We start from the raw sequence: 19,228 nt of genomic DNA, 5'->3' as shown, positions 1-19,228 counted from the left end.
CCAATAAAAACCCTATTCTAATAATGTGTTTGCGCAAACTACTTTTCTGCTTTTTAATGCTAGTGGGCACAGAAACCCACGCCCAAGACAGGAGTTTCACAGTAATGGCTTGGAACATTCTGCATGGAGCTAATGACATTGATAACGGAAAGGAAAACGCGATAAAAATCATCAAAGAAATCGATCCTGATGTCATTTTGATGGTAGAAACTTATGGATCAGGTTTGTCGATTGCTCAATCTTTAGGCTATAATTTTCATCTCATTGCCCCAGAAGGCACTGCCCTAGATGACAAGAATGTCAACTTATCAATATTTTCAAAATATCCCTTTGGAGATAGAATAGATACAGAATACCCCTTCTATTTAGGTGGGATAGAGATTCTAATTCACAATAAAAAAATCCGGTTTTTCTCTAACTGGTTTCACTATTTACCATGGGATGATGAACCTGAGAAAATGGGAAAATCAAGTGAAGAATTGTTGGCATGGGAACGTACAGGGCAGAAATATGAGATGATTCAAAAAGTACTTCCCTACTTAGAGAAATTCAGCGATGAAACAGATTCTATTCCCATGATTTTTGGAGGTGACATGAATACACCATCACATAAAGATTGGGGAGAACAAACAAAACATCTGCATAATGGCTTGGTGGTACCTTGGTATTCTACCAAAGTATTGGAAGATCTAGGATTGATAGATTCCTTCAGGAAAATAAATCCTGATCCTATTTCGTATCCGGGCATAACCTGGGATACTAAAGGAATTAATGATTCGCATCGGATCGATTATATTTTTTACAAAGGGAATTCAATAGAAGCAATAAAATCCGATTCTTATAAGGCTTTTCTAAATGAACCATTTTCTATAAATAACAAAGAGTTCAACTATCCTTCGGATCATGGATTTGTAGTAACTGTGTTTGAAATAAAATAAACAGAATAGAAATTTAAGATATGACTGGGCCTGATAAGCATGTGAAATTCCCGCTTCAGAATTATGATAAGCTATGCTTTTTAAAAAACATCATCAAGAACCCCAATATCATTGTGGGCGACTACACGTATTATGATGACTTTCAAAATGTGGAGAATTTTGAGAAGAACGTAAAATACCACTTTGACTTTACTGGTGATAAATTAATAATCGGAAAGTTCTGCATGATCGCTTCCGGAGTAAAATTCATAATGAACGGAGCGAATCATCTCACAGATTCATTATCAACTTATCCATTTGCCATATTTGGAAATGGATGGGAGAAGGCAATGGAAGGAAAATCATATCCAAACAAAGGAGATTTGGTCATCGGAAACGATGTTTGGATAGGTCATAATGCCACAATTATGGCAGGAGTTAAAATTGGCGATGGAGCCATAATCGCAACAAATTCTACCGTCGTCAAAGATGTTGAGCCATACACGATAGTTGGTGGAAACCCTGCGCTTGAAATTAAAAAGCGATTCCCAAAGGAGACAATAGAGAAACTTTTAGAATTAAAATGGTGGGACTGGGATATTGATAAAATCACTGCCAACATTCAAAATCTAACAGGCAATCAAATCCAAAACCTTTAAAAAAGCCGACCTATCTCCTTGACTTAAAAAATTTTTCCCGCTCCCTACAAAAAATATTTTAATTTAGGTAATTCCAACTTCTTAGAAATTATTAAATAAGTACGCAAAACCACAACGCCTTGAAAACCGCTACTCTCTCCTATCTATTTCTTTTGTTGGGTATCATAAGTTGCTCTGCTCCTACTGAAAATCAGACTGAAGAAGCACAAGAAACTTTACTGACTCACAATCCAGTGATCATGGCCTATTATGTGGCGGAACGTGATTATAAGCCAGAGAATATTCCAGTAGAAAAGCTAACGCACATTATCTACTCCTTCACAAATGTGATCGATGGGGAAATGAAATTCAGAAATGAGGAGGCAGCAGGTCCAAAAATTGAGGCTCTGGTAAAACAAAAGGAACGTAATCCTGATCTAAAAGTAATGATCGCCTGTGGTGGTTGGGGAGCTGATGGATTCTCTGATATGGCATTGACAGAAGAAAGTCGAGCTAAATTCATCAAAAGTGCATCTGAATTCATCACAAAATATAAGCTTGATGGAATGGATATGGACTGGGAATACCCTGGGATTTCCGGTGCAGGCACCATGGCTCGTCCAGAAGACACAAAGAATTTCACTGCCCTGATGAAAGGTTTACGTGAAATGCTTGACGAATTCGATGCTCCAAAAGTGCTCACCTTTGCATCAGCGGGCTGGAAGCGCTACTATGATTTTGTAGATATGGATGAGGTTATGAAATATGCGAATTTCACCAATGTAATGACGTATGATCAGGTTTCTGGCGTTTCTATTTACACAGGGCATCATACACCCCTGGGCGATGTGAAAAGTGCAGACATAGCAGGAACTCCATTCCAAGCGCATCTTGACAGCTTGTATACAAATGGAGATAATTTAGATCCTGATCCTCGTTCATCAGAGAAAATCGTAGACTTCTTAATCAAGGAAGGTGTAGATCCTAAGCAGATCGTAATCGGAAGCGCTTTTTATGGCAGAGTCTGGAAAGGTGTCCCTCCAGTAAATAATGGATTATACCAGTTGAGCAGTGGGCTACATATCGGTTGGATGGCCTATCATCAGATCCGTGATAAATACGAACAAGACAGTAACTTCAAACGCTTCTGGGATGAAAAAGCCGAAGCACCTTATTTGTATAATGCTTCCGACAGCCTGTTTGTATCCTATGACGATACAGTTTCCGTTGCGCTAAAAACAAGATACACCATGGAGAAAGGCTTGGGAGGAATCATGTTCTGGGAATTGGGAAATGACACCAAAGAAGCAGGAAGTTTACTTGATGCAATTTATAAGGCTGTAAAAGAGTAAAAGCTTATGTAGCCAGAAACCTGATTTCACAGGAAAAGAGCAAGGTGTAGTCCTGAAATATTCTCAGGATTACACCTTGCTCTTTTTATAGTGATTTAACTAAAAGAAATCCCAACTAGTTAGAACAAACTGATGCGTGAGCATTACCATAATAGTCTCTCAATTCTAATATTCAAGACACTTTCAGAAGGTTTTTTCTCTGCTGTTTGAACTCATAACATCAGAATCTTGATACTAGACACCCATTACTTAATACTCCCTTATTCACTCACTTTTCAAGCTCTTTACTGGATTGACAATAGCCGCAGAAATTGCCTGATAGCTTACTGTCAGTAGTGCTATAGCCAAGGTCACCAAGCCAGCAAGTAAGAATACGCTGATTCCCAAGTCAATTTTGAAAGCAAAAGAATTCAGCCAGCCTGCCATGGCAAACCACGCAATAGGAACCGCTATCACAAAGGCAATTGTCACCAACTTCGCGAAATCTATAGACAACAACAGTATGATACTTCCAATTGATGCTCCTAGAACCTTTCTAACTCCTATTTCCTTGGTTCGCAAAAAAGCAGTGTAGGCCGCCAAACCGAATAAACCAATGCAGGCGATTACGATGGCCAAAATCGAAAACATACCCAAAACCTGACCAGAAACCTGCTCACTTCGATAAAGTTGGGCTAGATCATCGTCTAGAAAGAAATAAGACAAAGGAGCGCCATCTGAAAGTTCGATCCATTTAGCTTCCAATCCTTTGACGACTTCTGTCTGATGACCTGAAGCGAATTTGATGGATAAGAAATTTTCAAAACCTCTGGCATTATCAGTATTAAACATCACCAAAGGAGTCACCTTCGTATGCAGTGATTCAAAGTTGAAATTGTCTACCACACCAATGACAGTGAACGCTACCTCACCTCTTTCACCATTAATATCTGTATTGGTATTAAGTCGTTGCCCGATGGGGTCTTGATCTCCGAAAAAAATCTTTACAGCCTCCCTATTGAGAATCAAGGATAGCGAATCATTGAAATTCTCATCGAAAACTCTCCCTTCTACAGGCTCAATCCCGATAGTTTGGAAAAAATAATCATCCCCCGCAAAACTCTTTGCTGTCAAAACATCTCCTCCACCAGGTTTTGTAAATTGAACTCCAACGCTACCTTTTCCAGGCAAGCTACTGGACGTGGCCACTGAATGCACTCCAGACAGTTTTTCTAACTCATTCTGTATTACTTCACGTTTCTCTTGGTTGCCAAATCCCTCCAGCACAAGGATATTTTCCTTTTGAAAACCCAAACTGGTGGATTGAATAAAGTTGATCTGCCGATTAATAATCAAGGTGCCAGCAATCAGCATAATGGCAATAGAAAATTGGAAAATCACCAAAACATTTCGAAGCCAATTCCCGCTACCGGTCACTTCCAATTTCCCCTTGAGAATACTGATTGTATTCAGTTTGGAAATATAAAATGCTGGATAATATCCTGCCAAAAGTCCTACTAGAACTCCAAATCCAATCAAAATAGGCAAGGCAAAAAGCACTGAATTCAAATCAATTATAAGCGTCTTTTCAGTCAAGTCATTAAAAAAAGGTAGCGCTAAATAAACAAGCAAAATCCCAAGCAAAAGTGAACTGAAGGTCAAAATAAGTGCCTCAAGAAGAAATTGAGAGATAATTTGACTGCGCCCCGAGCCCATGGCTTTTCTTACTCCTACTTCACGGGCACGATCCGAAGACCGAGCTGTAGCCAGATTAATGAAGTTGATACAAGCCAAAACCAAAATAATAATGGCTATACTAATAAAAATATAGACATATAAAAAGTTGCCGTTTGGCCTCATTTCACTTTCAAGATTGGAGTGCAGATGAATCGATGTTAATGGCTGTAGAAAATAGCGGTACCCATTTCCTGCTGCTGTATAATCTGTAAAGGAAACACCCAAGTCGCGTTCGATTTGACCTGCTGCATACTTGGAAACCAGGACAGGAATCTGAGCTTCAACTTGCTTATAACCAACTTCTGGATTGACTTTCAGATAAGTAAAAGCAGAAAACCCAGTGAAATTTTCATGAATAAGATCCGGAAATGAAACAGTGGCAAAAAGAAAGTCAAATTTCAGATGGGAATTTTCAGGCACATCAGCCATCACTGCCGAAACCTCAAAATCTAACCCAAAGACTTTAAGTAATTTACCTACTGGATTATCCGTATTGAATACTCTCTTAGCTGCTGATTGGGTTACCACTACCGTGTGTGGGCGGATCAAAGCCTTATCTTGTGTAGCGCCTTGGAGGATCTCAAAATCAAATATTCTAAAAAAGTTTGAATCAGCAGCAGCACCAAAATTCTCTTCAAACTTCACATCTCCGATTCCGATCACAACACCATTTCCCAAGGTAAAAATACGCGTGGACTCTTCTACTCCGTTGATTTCATCAGCAATTACTTCTGAGTAGCTGTCAGGAATAATTGCATAAGAACTCACATGATCAGGATACACACGTTCCAAGGAAACTCTGTATATATTCTCGTGATTTGGAATGAATTTATCATAAGAAAGCTCATCCTTCACATGAAGCATTATCAATATGCAGCACATAAACCCAAGGGTCAAGCCCAACACATTAATCCCTGTATATACCTTGTTTTTCAACAAGTTTCGAATCGCAATTTTTAAGTAGTTTTTGAGCATGATTCCTTTGGAAAAAAAATTAAGCAAAGTATACTAATCGAGTTTTCTAATGTAGTAAGGTTGAGAAATGAATAAATTCCAATTCCCTTCTCAGTGAAAAACTTCTCTCTTCCTTCCTGTAATTTACTCTTCGTGAGATAATTACCCACAAATCAAATATAAGGAATCAGTTAAAGTATTCTAAAAAAACAAATTCCATCAGAGCGTTTGAATATAAATCGCATGGCGTAAAACGCCCTGTCTTAACGTCTTTTTTCCTACCTTTGCCTTTTCCCAAAAACAAATCAACCCATTTCCAAATGGCTACCAAAAAAATAAAATCTGCCCTTATTTCTGTCTACTATAAAGACAACCTCGAACCTATCATCGCCCTATTGAAAAAACATGACGTCACCATTTATTCTACTGGTGGCACTCAGAAGTTTATCGAGGAACAAGGCGCGGAAGTAATCCCAGTGGAAGAGTTGACTAGCTATCCTTCCATTTTCGGAGGAAGAGTAAAAACCCTTCATCCAAAGATTTTTGGAGGTATTCTTTACAGAAGAGATAATGAAGGTGATCTTTCTCAAGCTGGAGAATATGACATCCCAGCCATTGATTTGGTGATCGTTGATTTGTATCCTTTTGAGGAAACTTTAGCTTCTGGTGCTTCTGAAGCAGATATCATCGAGAAAATTGACATCGGAGGAATTTCTTTGATCCGTGCTGCTGCGAAAAACTTCAAAGACGTTACGATCATTGCTTCCAAAGATCAATACACAGAACTGGAAGGAAGACTAACTGAACAAGAAGGAGCAACCACACTAGCCGACCGTCGCTATTTCGCAGCTCAGGCTTTCCAGGTTTCTTCTAATTACGACACACATATTTTCAATTACTTCAACCAAGCTGAAAATATTCCAGCATTGAAAGTATCTGAAACCAAAGCAAAAGCACTTCGCTACGGAGAAAACCCACATCAAAACGCTCACTTCTATGGTAACATGGAAGATCTTTTTGATCAGTTGAACGGAAAAGAACTTTCCTATAACAACTTGGTCGATGTGGATGCCGCGGTGAATTTGATCGCTGAATTCAAAGGTGAAACAGCCTTTGCTATCTTGAAGCACACCAATGCTTGTGGAGTTGCCCTAGCATCTACAGTAAAAGAGGCGTATCAGAAAGCTTTTGCCGCAGATACTACTTCTGCTTTCGGGGGCGTGTTGATCACAAATCAGACAGTAGATAAAGATGCAGCTGAAGAAATGCATTCCTTATTCTTCGAAGTGTTGATCGCTCCAGCATTTACAGAAGAAGCTTTGGAAGTGTTGAAAGGCAAGAAAAACAGAATTTTGTTGTTGCAGAAAATGGATCTTCCAGGCACCAAGATGATCAAAACCTTGCTTAACGGCGTGATCGAGCAGGATAAGGATTTGGCGACTGAAACAAAGGCTGATTTCACTGTGGCGACCAAAAAAGCTCCAACAGAAGCTGAGCAAAATGCATTAGTATTCGCAGCAAAAATCTGTAAGCACACTAAATCAAACACGATCATTCTTTCTAACGGAGACCAATTATTCTCAAGCGGAGTAGGTCAAACTTCCCGTGTAGATGCATTGCTTCAGGCAATCGACAAGGCGAAGGCATTTGGCTTTGACCTGAATGGTGCGGTGATGGCATCTGATGCATTCTTCCCATTCCCGGACTGTGTAGAGATCGCAGGCAAAGCAGGAATCACCGCGGTAGTTCAACCAGGCGGATCAATCAAAGATCAATTGAGCGTAGATTACTGTGACGCAAACGGCATCGCAATGGTGATGACGGGAGTGAGACACTTTAAACATTAATAAAGTAGCAAGTCGCTAGACAAAAGTATCAAGACCTTCGGAAGTGAACATTTCGAAGGTCTTTTTTTGGTTTTGAGATTATTAGAATAGAATTCAAAATCAGAAGTTTCCATATATTTAATTATGGGAAAGTATGAGAAGATCCTATTGAAAATACTTAGAGGAAGGTCTGACCAAAACATTGATTTTGAAGACCTTAAAAGGCTACTAATTATTTTTGGGTTTGAAGAAAGAATCAAAGGAAGTCATCATATTTTCTCTAAATCTCAAATGGTAGAAATCCTCAACATTCAGGAAAAAGGAGGAAAAGCTAAACCTTATCAGGTCAAACAAGTAAGAAATCTTATATTGAAATATAGATTAAAGCTAGATAAAGATGAAAACTAACCCTCGATACGAGATTATCATTTACTGGAGTGAAGAAGATCAAGCATTCATTGCAGAAGTACCTGAATTGGCAGGTTGTGCAGCCGATGGAGAATCTTACTCAGAGGCATTAGCCAATGCAGAAATCGTTATTGGGGAATGGGTAGAAACAGCGAAATCTCTTGGAAGGTCTATACCTACGCCTAAAGGGAAATTGATGTTAGCCTAACACTATTCTACCCTTCTCGTAAATTGTATAAAACTTAATAAGAAATGGAAGCCATCAGAATCAAAGCCTATCCAAAACACAAATCAAATCTATTGCTGATTTTTTGAGCAAAGAAGGTATTGAATTTGAAATGGTTGAAAAAGAAGAGTTCTTGGAGTTCCTAGGAGAAATAGAGTCTAGCTTGTCGCAAGTAAAAAAGATTCAAAAAAGAGAAATGAAAAAAGAAAGTGCCAGAGACTTTTTAAATGAGCTATGAGGTAATTCTCACCCAAAATTTTAAAAGTTCTTCAAAAAGCTTTTTAAAAAATATCCTTCCCTGAAAGCTGATCTCTTCAGTCTAATTGGAAAAAGATTATGAAGAAGAAATTCCACTTGGTGGAAATCTCTTTAAAATCCGATTATCAATAAGTAGCAAAAACAAAGGGAAATCAGGCTGAGCAAGAGTTATATACTACTTTTTAAGTCAGGATAAAGAAATCTACCTGATCCATATATTCGATAAAAGTGATTTTGAGAATATCCCAAAGGCGAAATTAATAGACCTTTTGAAATCCGCGGGACTGACCTAGCTTAGCCGTATTAATAGAAATAGTTTTTTAGTGCTTATTATATTTAATGACTTAAATATTCTTGGTTGAATCCTTGTACCTACCTAGACTCAACAGTTATTTTTATTCTTTTTCATTTCCCCACTCGAATCCGCTATTTTGCAGCCTGAATCAATTTCGGGCTAGATCCGTTGTTGGTTTTTGATACTTAGTACAGATTCTACTCATGAAGTCGCATAATCTTAAATTATACAATACTCTTTCACGCCAGAAAGAGGAGTTTCAGCCCATCAATCCGCCTTTTGTAGGCATGTATGTCTGTGGACCGACGGTCTATGGAGATGCTCACCTTGGCCACGCTCGTCCTGCCATCACTTTTGATACAGTCAATCGCTACCTTACGCACTTGGGCTTCAGGGTTCGCTACGTGCGCAACATCACCGATGTAGGTCACTTACAAGGAGATGCAGATGAGGGTGAAGATAAAATCGCCAAGAAAGCAAAGCTAGAACAGCTTGAGCCTATGGAAGTTGCCCAGCAATATACGGACAGCTACCACAGAGACATGGCGCTTTTGAATACCTGGAAACCGAGCATCGAACCTCGTGCAACAGGCCATATTCCTGAGCAAATCGCTTTGGTGGAGGCCATTCTCAAAGAGGGTTTTGCCTATGAAGTAAACGGATCTGTGTATTTCGATGTGATGAAATACAACGAAACGAACAACTATGGTAAGCTATCAGGTCGTGACTTGGAAAACCTGATGAGCGGAAGCCGCACGCTGGATGGACAGGATGAAAAGCGTAATTCAGTTGATTTTGCACTTTGGAAAAATGCTTCTTCGGAGCATCTCATGAAGTGGGACTCTCCTTGGGGAGTTGGTTTTCCTGGCTGGCATCTAGAATGTACAGCCATGAGTTCCAAATACCTGGGCAAGCATTTTGACATCCATGGAGGCGGAATGGATCTTCTTTTCCCTCACCACGAATGTGAAATCGCACAGGGAAATGCATGCAATCATCAGGATCCTGCCAAGTATTGGATGCACAATAATATGATCACCATCAACGGACAGAAGATGGGTAAGTCACTGGGTAACTTTATCAACCTGCAGGAGCTCTTCACTGGAAGCCATAAACTTCTGGAACAGGCTTATAGTCCGATGACGATCCGTTATTTCATCTTGACAGCGCATTATCGCTCTACCTTGGATTTCTCTAACGAAGCACTTCAGGCTGCGCAAAAGGGATACAAAAAGCTGATCAACGGATTGAGAATTGCAAAGATTTTGAAATTCGAAGCGAATGATGCTGAGAAAGATGAGGAGCAAATCAAGCAAGTAGAACAAATCATCAACAACGCTTACCGAGCCATGGACGATGATTTCAACACCGCACAGGCGATTGGGCATTTGTTCAACTTACTGAAGAAAATCAATTCCATGTACACAGGACAATTGAAGTCCGCTGTCTTTGGAGAGGATGTATTCAATAAATTGATTGAAACATTCAACACCTTTGTTTCCGATATTTTGGGTTTGATCGAGGAGAAATCAGATACTCAAAATGAAATGCTGAACCTACTTTTGCAATTGTATGCTGAAGCAAAAACAGCCAGAGACTACGCAAAAGTGGATGAAATCCGAGCAGGTCTGAAAGAAATCGGATTTGTAGTAAAAGACATGAAAGATAAAATTGACTGGGCATATGAAGAATAGATTTTGGCTGGTAGGCTTACTAGCATTAGCCTGGGCATGTACAAGTCCTGACAAAAAAGCTGAGACTGTAGCGGAAGTTCCTGCTAAGCCCTACCCTACTTTCTCTCCAGATTCTGCGTATGCATTTGTGCAAAAGCAAGTTGATTTTGGCCCGAGAGTACCGGAAACCGAAGCGCATGAAGCAACTAAAAACTGGTTATTAGCTAAGTTTGAAGGTTATGGCTTTACTGTAGAAACTCAGGATTTCGAAGCGAAAACCTACGATGGATTAACTTGGGATCTGAGCAACATTATTGCTTCCTACAATCCTCAGGCAACGAAAAGAATACTTTTGGCTGCACACTGGGATACAAGAAGAATCGCTGACAAAGATACCGACAGGATGGATGAACCTATCGATGGAGCTAACGATGGCGCCAGCGGAGTGGGGATTTTACTGGAAATCGCTCGTGTGATCGGTTCTCAGGAACTAAAGCCAGGCGTTGGGATAGACATTATTTTATTCGATGGAGAAGATGATGGGGAACCAGATCTATCTTCCGAAAGAGACAACAGTCAAATATGGTGGTGCCTAGGATCTCAGCACTGGTCCAAAAACAAGCACAAACCGAATTACTCAGCCTATTATGGGATTCTTGTGGATTTGGTTGGAGCCAAGGGAGCTCGTTTCTATAGAGAAGGATATTCCCGTCAATACGCATCTGGAATTTTGAAAAAAGTCTGGGACAATGCTGCACAGATTGGTCAAGGAGACTTCTTTATTTACAAAGATTCTCCTGAGATCCTGGATGATCATGCTTTTGTCAATGAATTTGCCAAAATACCAATGATTGATATAATTGAGTTTTCCCCGGATTATGGCTTCGGTCAATACCATCATAAGCATGCAGATAATATGGAAATCATAGACCGTAGAACTTTGCAGGCAGTAGGAGAAACTGTTTTATTTACAGTTTACCAAGAGTAAAAGCTTATCTTTCCGTCTTAGAATCGTCGAATTTGGAGGGTTCGAAGTGATAGTTAAATGATTTTACCCCATGAAAAAAGGTCATCAAGTCACCATGAAGGAAATCGCCAAGAAATTAGGCGTTTCTGTATCGACCATTTCAAGAGCACTCAAGGATTCTCCTGAGCTTCATCCTGACACTAAAAAACGAATAGTGGAGATGGCAAAGGAGATGAATTACCAACCTAACCTCCTTGCTCAAAGCCTTAGAATTAGCCGTACGAATACACTCGGCGTAATCGTACCAGAAATTACTTCACACTTTTTTGCTTCCTGTATCTCTGGGATTCAGGATCATGCGAATAAGCGTGGTTATAACGTGATGATTTGTCAATCGAATGAAACATTGGAACTTGAAAAAGCTAATATCAGAACTTTAGTAGCCTCTCAAGTGGATGGTTTATTAATCTCTCTGAGCCGCGAAACGAACACATACGATCATTTGATTGATCTCTACAATAGAGAAATCCCCTTTCTGCTTTTTGATAGAGTAAATGAAGATATACCAGTATCGAGAGTGACATTCAATGATGAAGGCGGTGCCTATCAAGTCACCAAACATCTATTGGAAACTGGCTGCAAGCGTGTGATGTATGTATCAGGACCAGAAGATCTCTATATCAGTAAAAAACGTAAAGAAGGATATCTGCACGCACTAAATGAGTTTGGGATCACTCCTGATCCAGCATTGGTGAAAATATCTGATCTTACCATAGAAGGAAACATCAAAATAGGTAAAGAAATAGCCGAAATGAAAGATCGGCCAGATGGCGTATTCTGTATGATAGATCCGGTAGCAATAGATATTCTGACCTGTTGGAAATCCATGGGCATCAAGGTGCCGAATGACATGGCATTAGCTGGTTTTACAGACAACCCTACATCCGCCGTGGTGGAACCGCCACTGACTACGGTAGCCCAACCTGGCTATGAAATGGGGAAATTATCAGTAACTCACTTACTTGATCAATTAGATGGCATCGCATCTGACGACCCTATTTCTATAGTACTCGAAACGACCCTTGTACCTCGACAATCAACAAAAGCCCTTAAGTAAATGAAAGATAAAATTGCCCAAACCTTCAGGAAACTGTTTGGTAGTGAACCTATTTTGGCTTTCGCACCAGGAAGAATCAATCTGATCGGAGAGCACACAGATTACCAGGATGGTTTGGTATTCCCAGCTGCAATAGAACAAGGTATATGGGTAGCTATCCAAAAAAATGGTCTTTCATCCTGTCGCCTTTACTCAGAAGATTACGAGGAAGAATTTGTTTTTGATATCACTTCATTTTCTCCAAAAAAGGGTCACTGGGCAAATTATACCATGGGTGTGATCTCGCAATTTCAGCAGGCGGGTTATAAGTTTGAAGGTTTTGACTTAGCTTTCGTCGGTAACATCCCAGCTTCAGGTCTTTCTTCCTCAGCGGCACTTTCCGTAGCAATCGGTACGGCATTGACCGCTTTATTTAACCTTACCATCACCAAAAAGTCAATCGTTCTCTACGCCCAAAAAGCAGAGCATTTATTTGCTGGTGTGAAATGCGGCATTATGGATCCTTATGCTTCTGCTTTTGGAGTAAAAGACCGAGCCTTATTACTGGATTGCCGCACCAATACACACTTTGAAGTTGAAGTTGATTTTGGTAATCATTCTTTAATTCTGATCAATTCTAAGGTAAAGCATTCCCTTGCCGACTCTGCTTATAATAAGCGAAGAGAGGCTTGCGAAGAAAGTGTAAAAATTCTTCAAGGCACTTTCCCTGAAGCCACAACACTTAGAGATATTCCGGTGAATGATATTGAGAAAGTTCAGCAACTTTTACCCTCAGATCTTTTCCCAAAGGCAAAACACGTCATCACAGAAATCGAACGGGTAAACCTAGCATCTAAAGCTCTCCATGCTGGCGATTTAACTGTCTTTGGAAACCTTCTGAAGGAATCTCATCGAAGCTTAAGTGAAGACTTCGAAGTGAGTTGCGTGGAACTTGATTTCCTTGCTGAGGAATCATGGAAATTACCAGGGGTAATTGGATCCCGAATTATGGGCGGAGGCTTTGGAGGTTGCACTATCAATTTGGTAGCTAATTCAGAATTGAAGAGTTTCCAAGCTACTATGCTAGCTGCCTACAAGGAAAAATTTGATATAGAAGCAGATTTTATCCCAGTTGAACTTTCCGAAGGAGCTAGAATACTATAAAGAGCCATCATTTAAAAATTCTATTGTTTCAATTAGACAATTACTATAATTTTTATCAAAATTTTCCCCAATTTGTAACCCCAACTCTGAATTGAGTTTTATTACCTATTTTCCCAAAAATTTGAAACCTATGAATTTTCCAAAAAACCTAAGAAGCCTACTGCTACTTGGTCTGATTGCGAGTGTAGGTTTCTGGAGCTGTAATTCTCGCTCTGGAAAACCTAAAGTACTTGTATTTAGCAAAACAGCAGGATTTCATCATGAATCCATTCCTAAAGGAATAGAAGCAATAGAAAAACTAGGGTCAGAAAATGGCTTTGACGTGGATACTACCACTCAGGCAGAAATGTTCACCGAGGAGAATTTAGCACAATACTCAGCCGTAATCTTTTTAAGCACTACTGGCGATGTGTTAAACAACTACCAAGAAGCTGACTTCGAAAGATACATTCAATCAGGTGGCGGTTTCATGGGTATCCATGCTGCAGCTGACACAGAATATGAGTGGGGCTGGTATGGCCGATTAGTAGGTGGTTATTTCACCGATCATCCCGGCATCAACGATCCTAACCCAAATGTACAGGCTGGAGAAATCACTGTGGTGGATGCTAAAAACTCCTCCACATCTTTCCTAACTAGTCCTTGGGCAAGAACAGATGAGTGGTACAGCTACAAAAACATGAACCCAGACGTCCATGTGCTATTGAACCTGGAAGAAGACTCTTATAAAGGTGGTTTCGACATGGGAGAGCATCCTATCGCTTGGTATCATGACTATGATGGAGGAAGAGCTTTCTATACTGGAGGTGGTCATACTAATGAATCTTATTCTGAAGAATTATTCTTGAAGCATGTACTTGCAGGTATTGAATACGCTATTGGAAACAATTCCGAATTAGATTATTCTAAAGCAAAGAGCAAGCGTGTTCCTGAGGAAAACAGGTTTACAAAGACGACTTATGCTTATGGAGAATTCACTGAGCCAACTGAGATGACCATACTTCCGAACTTAGATATTCTTGTATCACAGAGAAGAGGAGAAATTCTGTTATTCGATAATGATACAGAGGAACTGAAAGAAGTAGCCAAGCTTGATGTGTACTGGAAAACAGAAGTAAAGGGAGTAAATGCTGAAGAAGGATTGATGGGGATTAAAAAAGACCCAAATTTCGCTGAAAACGGCTATATTTTTGTCTATTATGCACCAGCAGGTGATGAAGAAATCAACAGGCTTGCAAGGTTTACTTTCAAAAACGACACATGGGATATGGCATCAGAAGTTGTCATTCTCGATATACATTCCGATCGTGATATTTGCTGCCATACTGGTGGATCTATCGCATTTGATAAAGATGGCAACCTATTCCTTTCCTTAGGAGACAATTCTACTCCTTTCAACCAAGCTGATTCTAAATTCATCAACAACGGATTTGCTCCGCTAGATCAGAGACCGGGTAAGGAACAGTATGATGCGAGAAGATCATCTGGAAATGCAAATGACCTTAGAGGTAAAATCCTTAGAATTAAAGTAAAGGAAGATGGTTCTTATGATATCCCTGAAGGCAATCTATACCCGGTAGGAACAGAGGGCACTAGACCTGAGATTTATGTTCAGGGAAACAGAAACCCGTACAGAATATCTGTTGATCAGAAAAATGGTTTCTTGTATTGGGGTGAAGTTGGTCCTGACGCCAATGCTGACAGCTTGGAGACTCGTGGTCCTAGAGGCTACGATGAGGTAAACCAAGCGAGAAAAGCAGGGAATTTTGGCTGGCCTTATTTCGTAGGAAATAATTATCCTTACCGTGAATTTGACTATGAAACTGGTGAATCAGGAGCAGCTTTTGATCCTAATGGCCCAACAAACACATCCGTAAATAACACCGGTAAAAAGGATTTGCCTGCACTAGCACCTGCATTCATTTGGTATCCATATGCGGAATCTAAAGAGTTTCCGCAATTAGGAACGGGAGGAAGAAATGCAATGGCAGGTCCAATCTATTATTCTGACATGTACACTGCAGACACGAAGTTCCCGGATTACTACGATGGGAAAATCTTTATCTATGATTGGATCAGAGGCTGGATTAAGGCTGTTACCATAAAGGAAAATGGTGATTTTGACAAAATGGAAGCATTTATGCCAAGCACCAAATTCAACGCATTGATAGATATGGAAATGGGGCCTGACGGCAGAATCTATATATTGGAATACGGAAATGGCTGGTTCTCCAAGAATCCAGATTCAGGACTTTCCAGAATAGATTTTAATGGAGGAAATAGAGCGCCAACGGTGACTAAAATTTCAGCAGATAAGACCTCAGGAACAAATCCATTGACTGTCACATTTAGTGCGACTTCTTCAGATCCTGAAAATGACGCAATGACTTACATTTGGGATTTGGGCAATGGTGAAACCAAGACTACAGAGGCTCCTAGCCTTACCCATACTTTTAATGGAATCGGTGAATACGAAGTAAAAGTAACTGCAAAAGATCCTAAAGGATTAACTGGCAGCAGTTCTATTGCTAGTGTTTATTCTGGAAACATTGCTCCGGAAGTTTCAATCACAATCAACGGAAATCAGTCCTTTTATTTCCCTGGAAAGAAAGTAGAATACAACGTATCCGTTGCTGATGCTGATAACCCTGAGGCTGCTACAGACCTCAGTACCCTGTATATTTCTGCTGACTATATCGAAGGACTAGATAAGGCAGAATCTGACATGGGCCACAAGGTGATGACTGAAGCAATGATGGGTAAATCTCTCTTCACCACACTAACTTGTAAAACCTGTCATAAGGAAGCTGAAGCATCTGTTGGACCTGCTTACATTGATGTAGCGAAGAAGTACAATCAAAGAGACATCGACTATTTAAAGAATAAGATCAAAAATGGTGGTGGCGGAGTCTGGGGCGAAACAGCTATGCCTGCAAATCCAGATATGAAAGATTCTGATTTGAATGCCTTGGTTGCTTATATTCTTTCTTTGGATCAAGTGACTACTCCTTCTCTTCCAAAAACTGGATCTGTAGATGCGACAGCTGGTAAAACTCCAACTCCAACAGGCATATTGATGCTCAATGCATCTTATACAGACCAAGGAGGGGAAAACATAAAACCACTAACAGGTTCCTCTACCCTATTGCTCAAGAGTAACACCATAGATTTGGGTAATGCGGAAGAATTAACTGGAGGCTATGCCATCAGCAGTTATAATGGAGCAACTTTCTTATCGGTTCCTAACGAGGAGGGCACTGCTCTTATCGGTACTGTAGATTTGACTGACGTTGGTTCAGTAACTCTAAACATGTTTACCATGGGAGCTTTAGCTGGGCAGTATGATTTCCAACTAAGATTGGATAGCCCTACGGGAGAATTAGTGGGTGAAGGAAACTTCAGTCCAAAAGCTTCCACAGGCAGAGCGCCAAACCAAGGGGAGCTGACTATCCCATTCACTGGAAGTACTGATGGAAAAATGCACAAGGTCTATTTGATTTCAAAACCAAATACCGAAGGAAATAAAGGAAGATTTACTATTAGAGCTTTCACATTCAACTCTAAATAAAACCAACCTTCTTAGAACAGTAAAGCCATCCCGATAATCGGGATGGCTTTTTTTGTATCTAATCAATTCATTTAATGAAGATTAGCTAGAATATCACTTCCTTTTACCCAAAAACACACTCTGAGTTTGCCGGCTGCCAGATAACCTCGCTGTCTTCCAAATCATCAAAGCTTATTTGTTCATTTATTCTATTCCCTTCACAATCAAGTAAGATCAATGCCCAACTGCAATTGGGACAACAAGAGCCTTGATAAAAAACTCTTTTCCCTTTGTATTTAGCTTGAGTGATATAAGCATATTCGGAAAATCCTCCAGTTGAGGCACTTTCAGCCAATAGCTTAAGCCAAGGAAGATTTTCTATGGGATCACTCACTCCGCAGGCTGTGGCAGGGTCATCCTTCTCCTCACATGCAAAACCGATTAGTACAATGAATAAAATAGGGTAAATAGACTTTTTCATGGTAAAGAGTTTTCTAGAAAGCAAGTAGTTTGATACTATTACGGACAGTCCAACCTTTACGCTACACTCTAATTATTTCAAAGGAGAAAAAGGCAAAGTCTTTAAAAACACAGCATCCACTTTCTCTACAATCTTTCCATCAGCCTCCGAAGCATCTCTAGCTTTTACCCAAGCCGGATCTTTGATGAAGTTTTGAAAATTCTTTTCAAAAGATTCTTGATCCTTGTCTGCAAGAAGATAAACCAACTTTGGTTGACTTCCGTCCTTCTCTACTGTAACCCAATACGGATAATTTCGCAAGCCCTGCTTCTCAAACAAATCCTGCGTATGATCATTAAATCTAGTGATTAGATTATTTAGCCTTCCATCAAAACAAGTATAGGTCCTTAACTGAAAGACTCCACTTTCCTGATTCTTTGGGGTATCATTCAGTCCTTGCGCCAATTTCATAAAAGTTTGATCTACCCCCTTTACTAGGCCTCCATTCAGTTCTGATTCCTTCTTCGCTTTTTGCCATTCTGGATCATTAGCAAATTTTGCCCACATCCGATCGCGAGAATTTTCATCTGGGTAGCCCAAGATGTATGTCAGGGAATTATCGGTGTTGTCTATTGGAAGAAAATAGGCAATGTTCTCCATTCCACTTTTCTCAAAAAGGCTCATCGTATGATCTTCGAAGCGCTTTATCAAATCGTCTAACTTGCCTTCGTTAGCGTAGTACTTCCTAATTTCAAAATAGGTAGACGTACTTCCACTTAACTGCTGCGCAAAACTGCCAAAGGCGAATAACATAACTAGTAAACTTAGAATTGACTTTTTCATGGTTGTTTGGTTTGATTAGTTTAGGGAAAATAGGTAATCAGAGCTATCTCAATTGGGGAATTGATCTTTCTGAAATTGTCTCCTATTTCTTCCAGGCTTTCCACAAAGCAGGAAGCATCACTACAAGGATAATTAATAGTCCAAAAGTCTCTCTGGACTCTTCCATAGACTGAGTTTTCATACTAAGATTATGCTGTTCTACTTCTTGCGAAACCCAGCTTCCCACATCTCCTTGCCAATAATAAATAGCGCCAATGATGCATCCAATTGCAAGAATAGTCAAAGGAATTTTCGGAAAGACTCCACGGGTCCCCAAAAGACAAAATATCATCGCTACACCATAAATACTCACCCAAACTTCAGGGTCTGGATCATTAAATTGCCAAAAGGCAAATAGCGCGAAAATGAAAATCCATATTCCAAAAAAGATCTTATTAAACTTCATAGCATTTTAGGGTTTTGGTCAAATTTACAGAAAACAAAGAAACTTAATTATTTTACTACTACTTCTATCCAACAAATTATCTGATAAATTATTCTGAATTGTCAAAATACTCTGCCATTCTAACTATAATACCTAGCCCGCCGAGTTAACAAATGAAGATATACTTGCTGACTTAAATAGGTATAAAAAGCAGGATATTACCTCGTTCACTAAGAAGTGATTCAGACTTTTTGAAAGAAACAAAAAACATTTCCTGAATAATACATACTGCCGTTAATTAATGCTAGCTCATATCAAAATCCTAAAAAATGAGCATTTATCTTCAGTATTCTATTTTCAGGTGACCCTTACCTTTCATGGCTGTGTGTAAGAATGGAATATTGAGATCGGAGATTGCCCAGAAAAGTCTTAAAAAGCAAAAAGGGAAACCCTCTTGCGATTGT

16 protein-coding genes are annotated in these 19,228 nt (G+C 39.8%); 12 read left to right on the top strand and 4 right to left on the bottom strand.

What is annotated here, in order from left to right; translation table 11 throughout:
- Window positions 1-23 precede the first annotated feature (23 nt).
- The 3 genes from ESV85_RS17230 to ESV85_RS17220 all read left to right on the top strand — a co-directional run bounded on the left by ESV85_RS17230 (window position 24) and on the right by ESV85_RS17220 (window position 2,907).
- The gene (locus ESV85_RS17230; RefSeq protein ID WP_146919790.1) at window positions 24-938 is read left to right on the top strand and encodes an endonuclease/exonuclease/phosphatase family protein; all 915 of its coding nucleotides are present in this window, start codon (window positions 24-26) and stop codon (window positions 936-938) included.
- A 20-nt stretch (window positions 939-958) separates the two neighbouring features.
- Window positions 959-1,576: a CatB-related O-acetyltransferase gene (locus ESV85_RS17225; protein WP_146919788.1), complete on the top strand. Its 618-nt coding sequence runs from the start codon at window positions 959-961 to the stop codon at window positions 1,574-1,576.
- A 119-nt stretch (window positions 1,577-1,695) separates the two neighbouring features.
- Window positions 1,696-2,907 carry a glycoside hydrolase family 18 protein gene (locus ESV85_RS17220; protein WP_223276033.1) on the top strand — a complete coding sequence of 404 codons (1,212 nt, stop codon included), beginning with the start codon at window positions 1,696-1,698 and terminating at the stop codon, window positions 2,905-2,907.
- Window positions 2,908-3,171: 264 nt separating this feature from the next.
- Here ESV85_RS17220 and ESV85_RS17215 read toward each other — a convergent pair whose 3' ends face one another.
- Window positions 3,172-5,598, bottom strand: coding sequence for an ABC transporter permease (locus ESV85_RS17215; protein WP_146919786.1), 2,427 nt, complete (start codon window positions 5,596-5,598; stop codon window positions 3,172-3,174).
- 299 nt (window positions 5,599-5,897) lie between these two features.
- On the opposite strand from ESV85_RS17215, the gene purH reads away from it, so the two are divergent.
- The 9 genes from purH to ESV85_RS17170 all read left to right on the top strand — a co-directional run bounded on the left by purH (window position 5,898) and on the right by ESV85_RS17170 (window position 17,058).
- On the top strand, window positions 5,898-7,424 hold the full coding sequence (gene purH / locus ESV85_RS17210; protein ID WP_146919784.1) for a bifunctional phosphoribosylaminoimidazolecarboxamide formyltransferase/IMP cyclohydrolase: 1,527 nt from the start codon (window positions 5,898-5,900) through the stop codon (window positions 7,422-7,424).
- A 123-nt stretch (window positions 7,425-7,547) separates the two neighbouring features.
- Window positions 7,548-7,811 (top strand): type II toxin-antitoxin system HicA family toxin, encoded by a 264-nt coding sequence (locus ESV85_RS17205; RefSeq protein WP_146919782.1) that lies wholly within the window; start codon window positions 7,548-7,550, stop codon window positions 7,809-7,811.
- Window positions 7,801-8,019, top strand: a complete 219-nt coding sequence (locus ESV85_RS17200) for a type II toxin-antitoxin system HicB family antitoxin (RefSeq protein ID WP_146919780.1) — start codon at window positions 7,801-7,803, stop codon at window positions 8,017-8,019. Before ESV85_RS17205 ends, ESV85_RS17200 begins: the two co-directional genes overlap by 11 nt.
- Window positions 8,020-8,122: 103 nt before the next feature.
- Window positions 8,123-8,275, top strand: coding sequence for a hypothetical protein (locus ESV85_RS22355; RefSeq protein WP_191322042.1), 153 nt, complete (start codon window positions 8,123-8,125; stop codon window positions 8,273-8,275).
- Window positions 8,276-8,793: 518 nt separating this feature from the next.
- On the top strand, window positions 8,794-10,284 hold the full coding sequence (gene cysS / locus ESV85_RS17190) for a cysteine--tRNA ligase (RefSeq protein WP_146919778.1): 1,491 nt from the start codon (window positions 8,794-8,796) through the stop codon (window positions 10,282-10,284).
- Entirely contained in the window at window positions 10,274-11,251 is a 978-nt protein-coding gene (locus ESV85_RS17185) for a M28 family peptidase (RefSeq protein WP_146919776.1), read from the top strand. Before cysS ends, ESV85_RS17185 begins: the two co-directional genes overlap by 11 nt.
- Window positions 11,252-11,321: 70 nt before the next feature.
- Window positions 11,322-12,347: a LacI family DNA-binding transcriptional regulator gene (locus ESV85_RS17180; RefSeq protein WP_146919774.1), complete on the top strand. Its 1,026-nt coding sequence runs from the start codon at window positions 11,322-11,324 to the stop codon at window positions 12,345-12,347.
- Complete coding sequence (galK, locus tag ESV85_RS17175; protein ID WP_146919772.1) at window positions 12,348-13,490, top strand: galactokinase; 1,143 nt, start codon at window positions 12,348-12,350, stop codon at window positions 13,488-13,490.
- 130 nt (window positions 13,491-13,620) lie between these two features.
- Complete coding sequence (locus tag ESV85_RS17170; protein WP_146919770.1) at window positions 13,621-17,058, top strand: ThuA domain-containing protein; 3,438 nt, start codon at window positions 13,621-13,623, stop codon at window positions 17,056-17,058.
- A 103-nt stretch (window positions 17,059-17,161) separates the two neighbouring features.
- Here the strand turns inward: ESV85_RS17170 and ESV85_RS17165 are convergent, their stop codons facing one another.
- From ESV85_RS17165 to ESV85_RS17155, 3 genes are all read right to left on the bottom strand, one after another.
- The gene (locus ESV85_RS17165; RefSeq protein ID WP_146919768.1) at window positions 17,162-17,518 is read right to left on the bottom strand and encodes a hypothetical protein; all 357 of its coding nucleotides are present in this window, start codon (window positions 17,516-17,518) and stop codon (window positions 17,162-17,164) included.
- 72 nt (window positions 17,519-17,590) lie between these two features.
- On the bottom strand, window positions 17,591-18,340 hold the full coding sequence (locus tag ESV85_RS17160; protein WP_146919766.1) for an NIPSNAP family protein: 750 nt from the start codon (window positions 18,338-18,340) through the stop codon (window positions 17,591-17,593).
- Window positions 18,341-18,422: 82 nt separating this feature from the next.
- On the bottom strand, window positions 18,423-18,785 hold the full coding sequence (locus tag ESV85_RS17155; RefSeq protein WP_146919764.1) for a transmembrane 220 family protein: 363 nt from the start codon (window positions 18,783-18,785) through the stop codon (window positions 18,423-18,425).
- Window positions 18,786-19,228 lie beyond the last annotated feature (443 nt).

Source organism: Algoriphagus aquimarinus (assembly GCF_007997215.1).
Lineage (GTDB): Bacteria > Bacteroidota > Bacteroidia > Cytophagales > Cyclobacteriaceae > Algoriphagus > Algoriphagus aquimarinus_A.
This window is presented reverse-complemented; position numbering and strand designations above follow the sequence as displayed.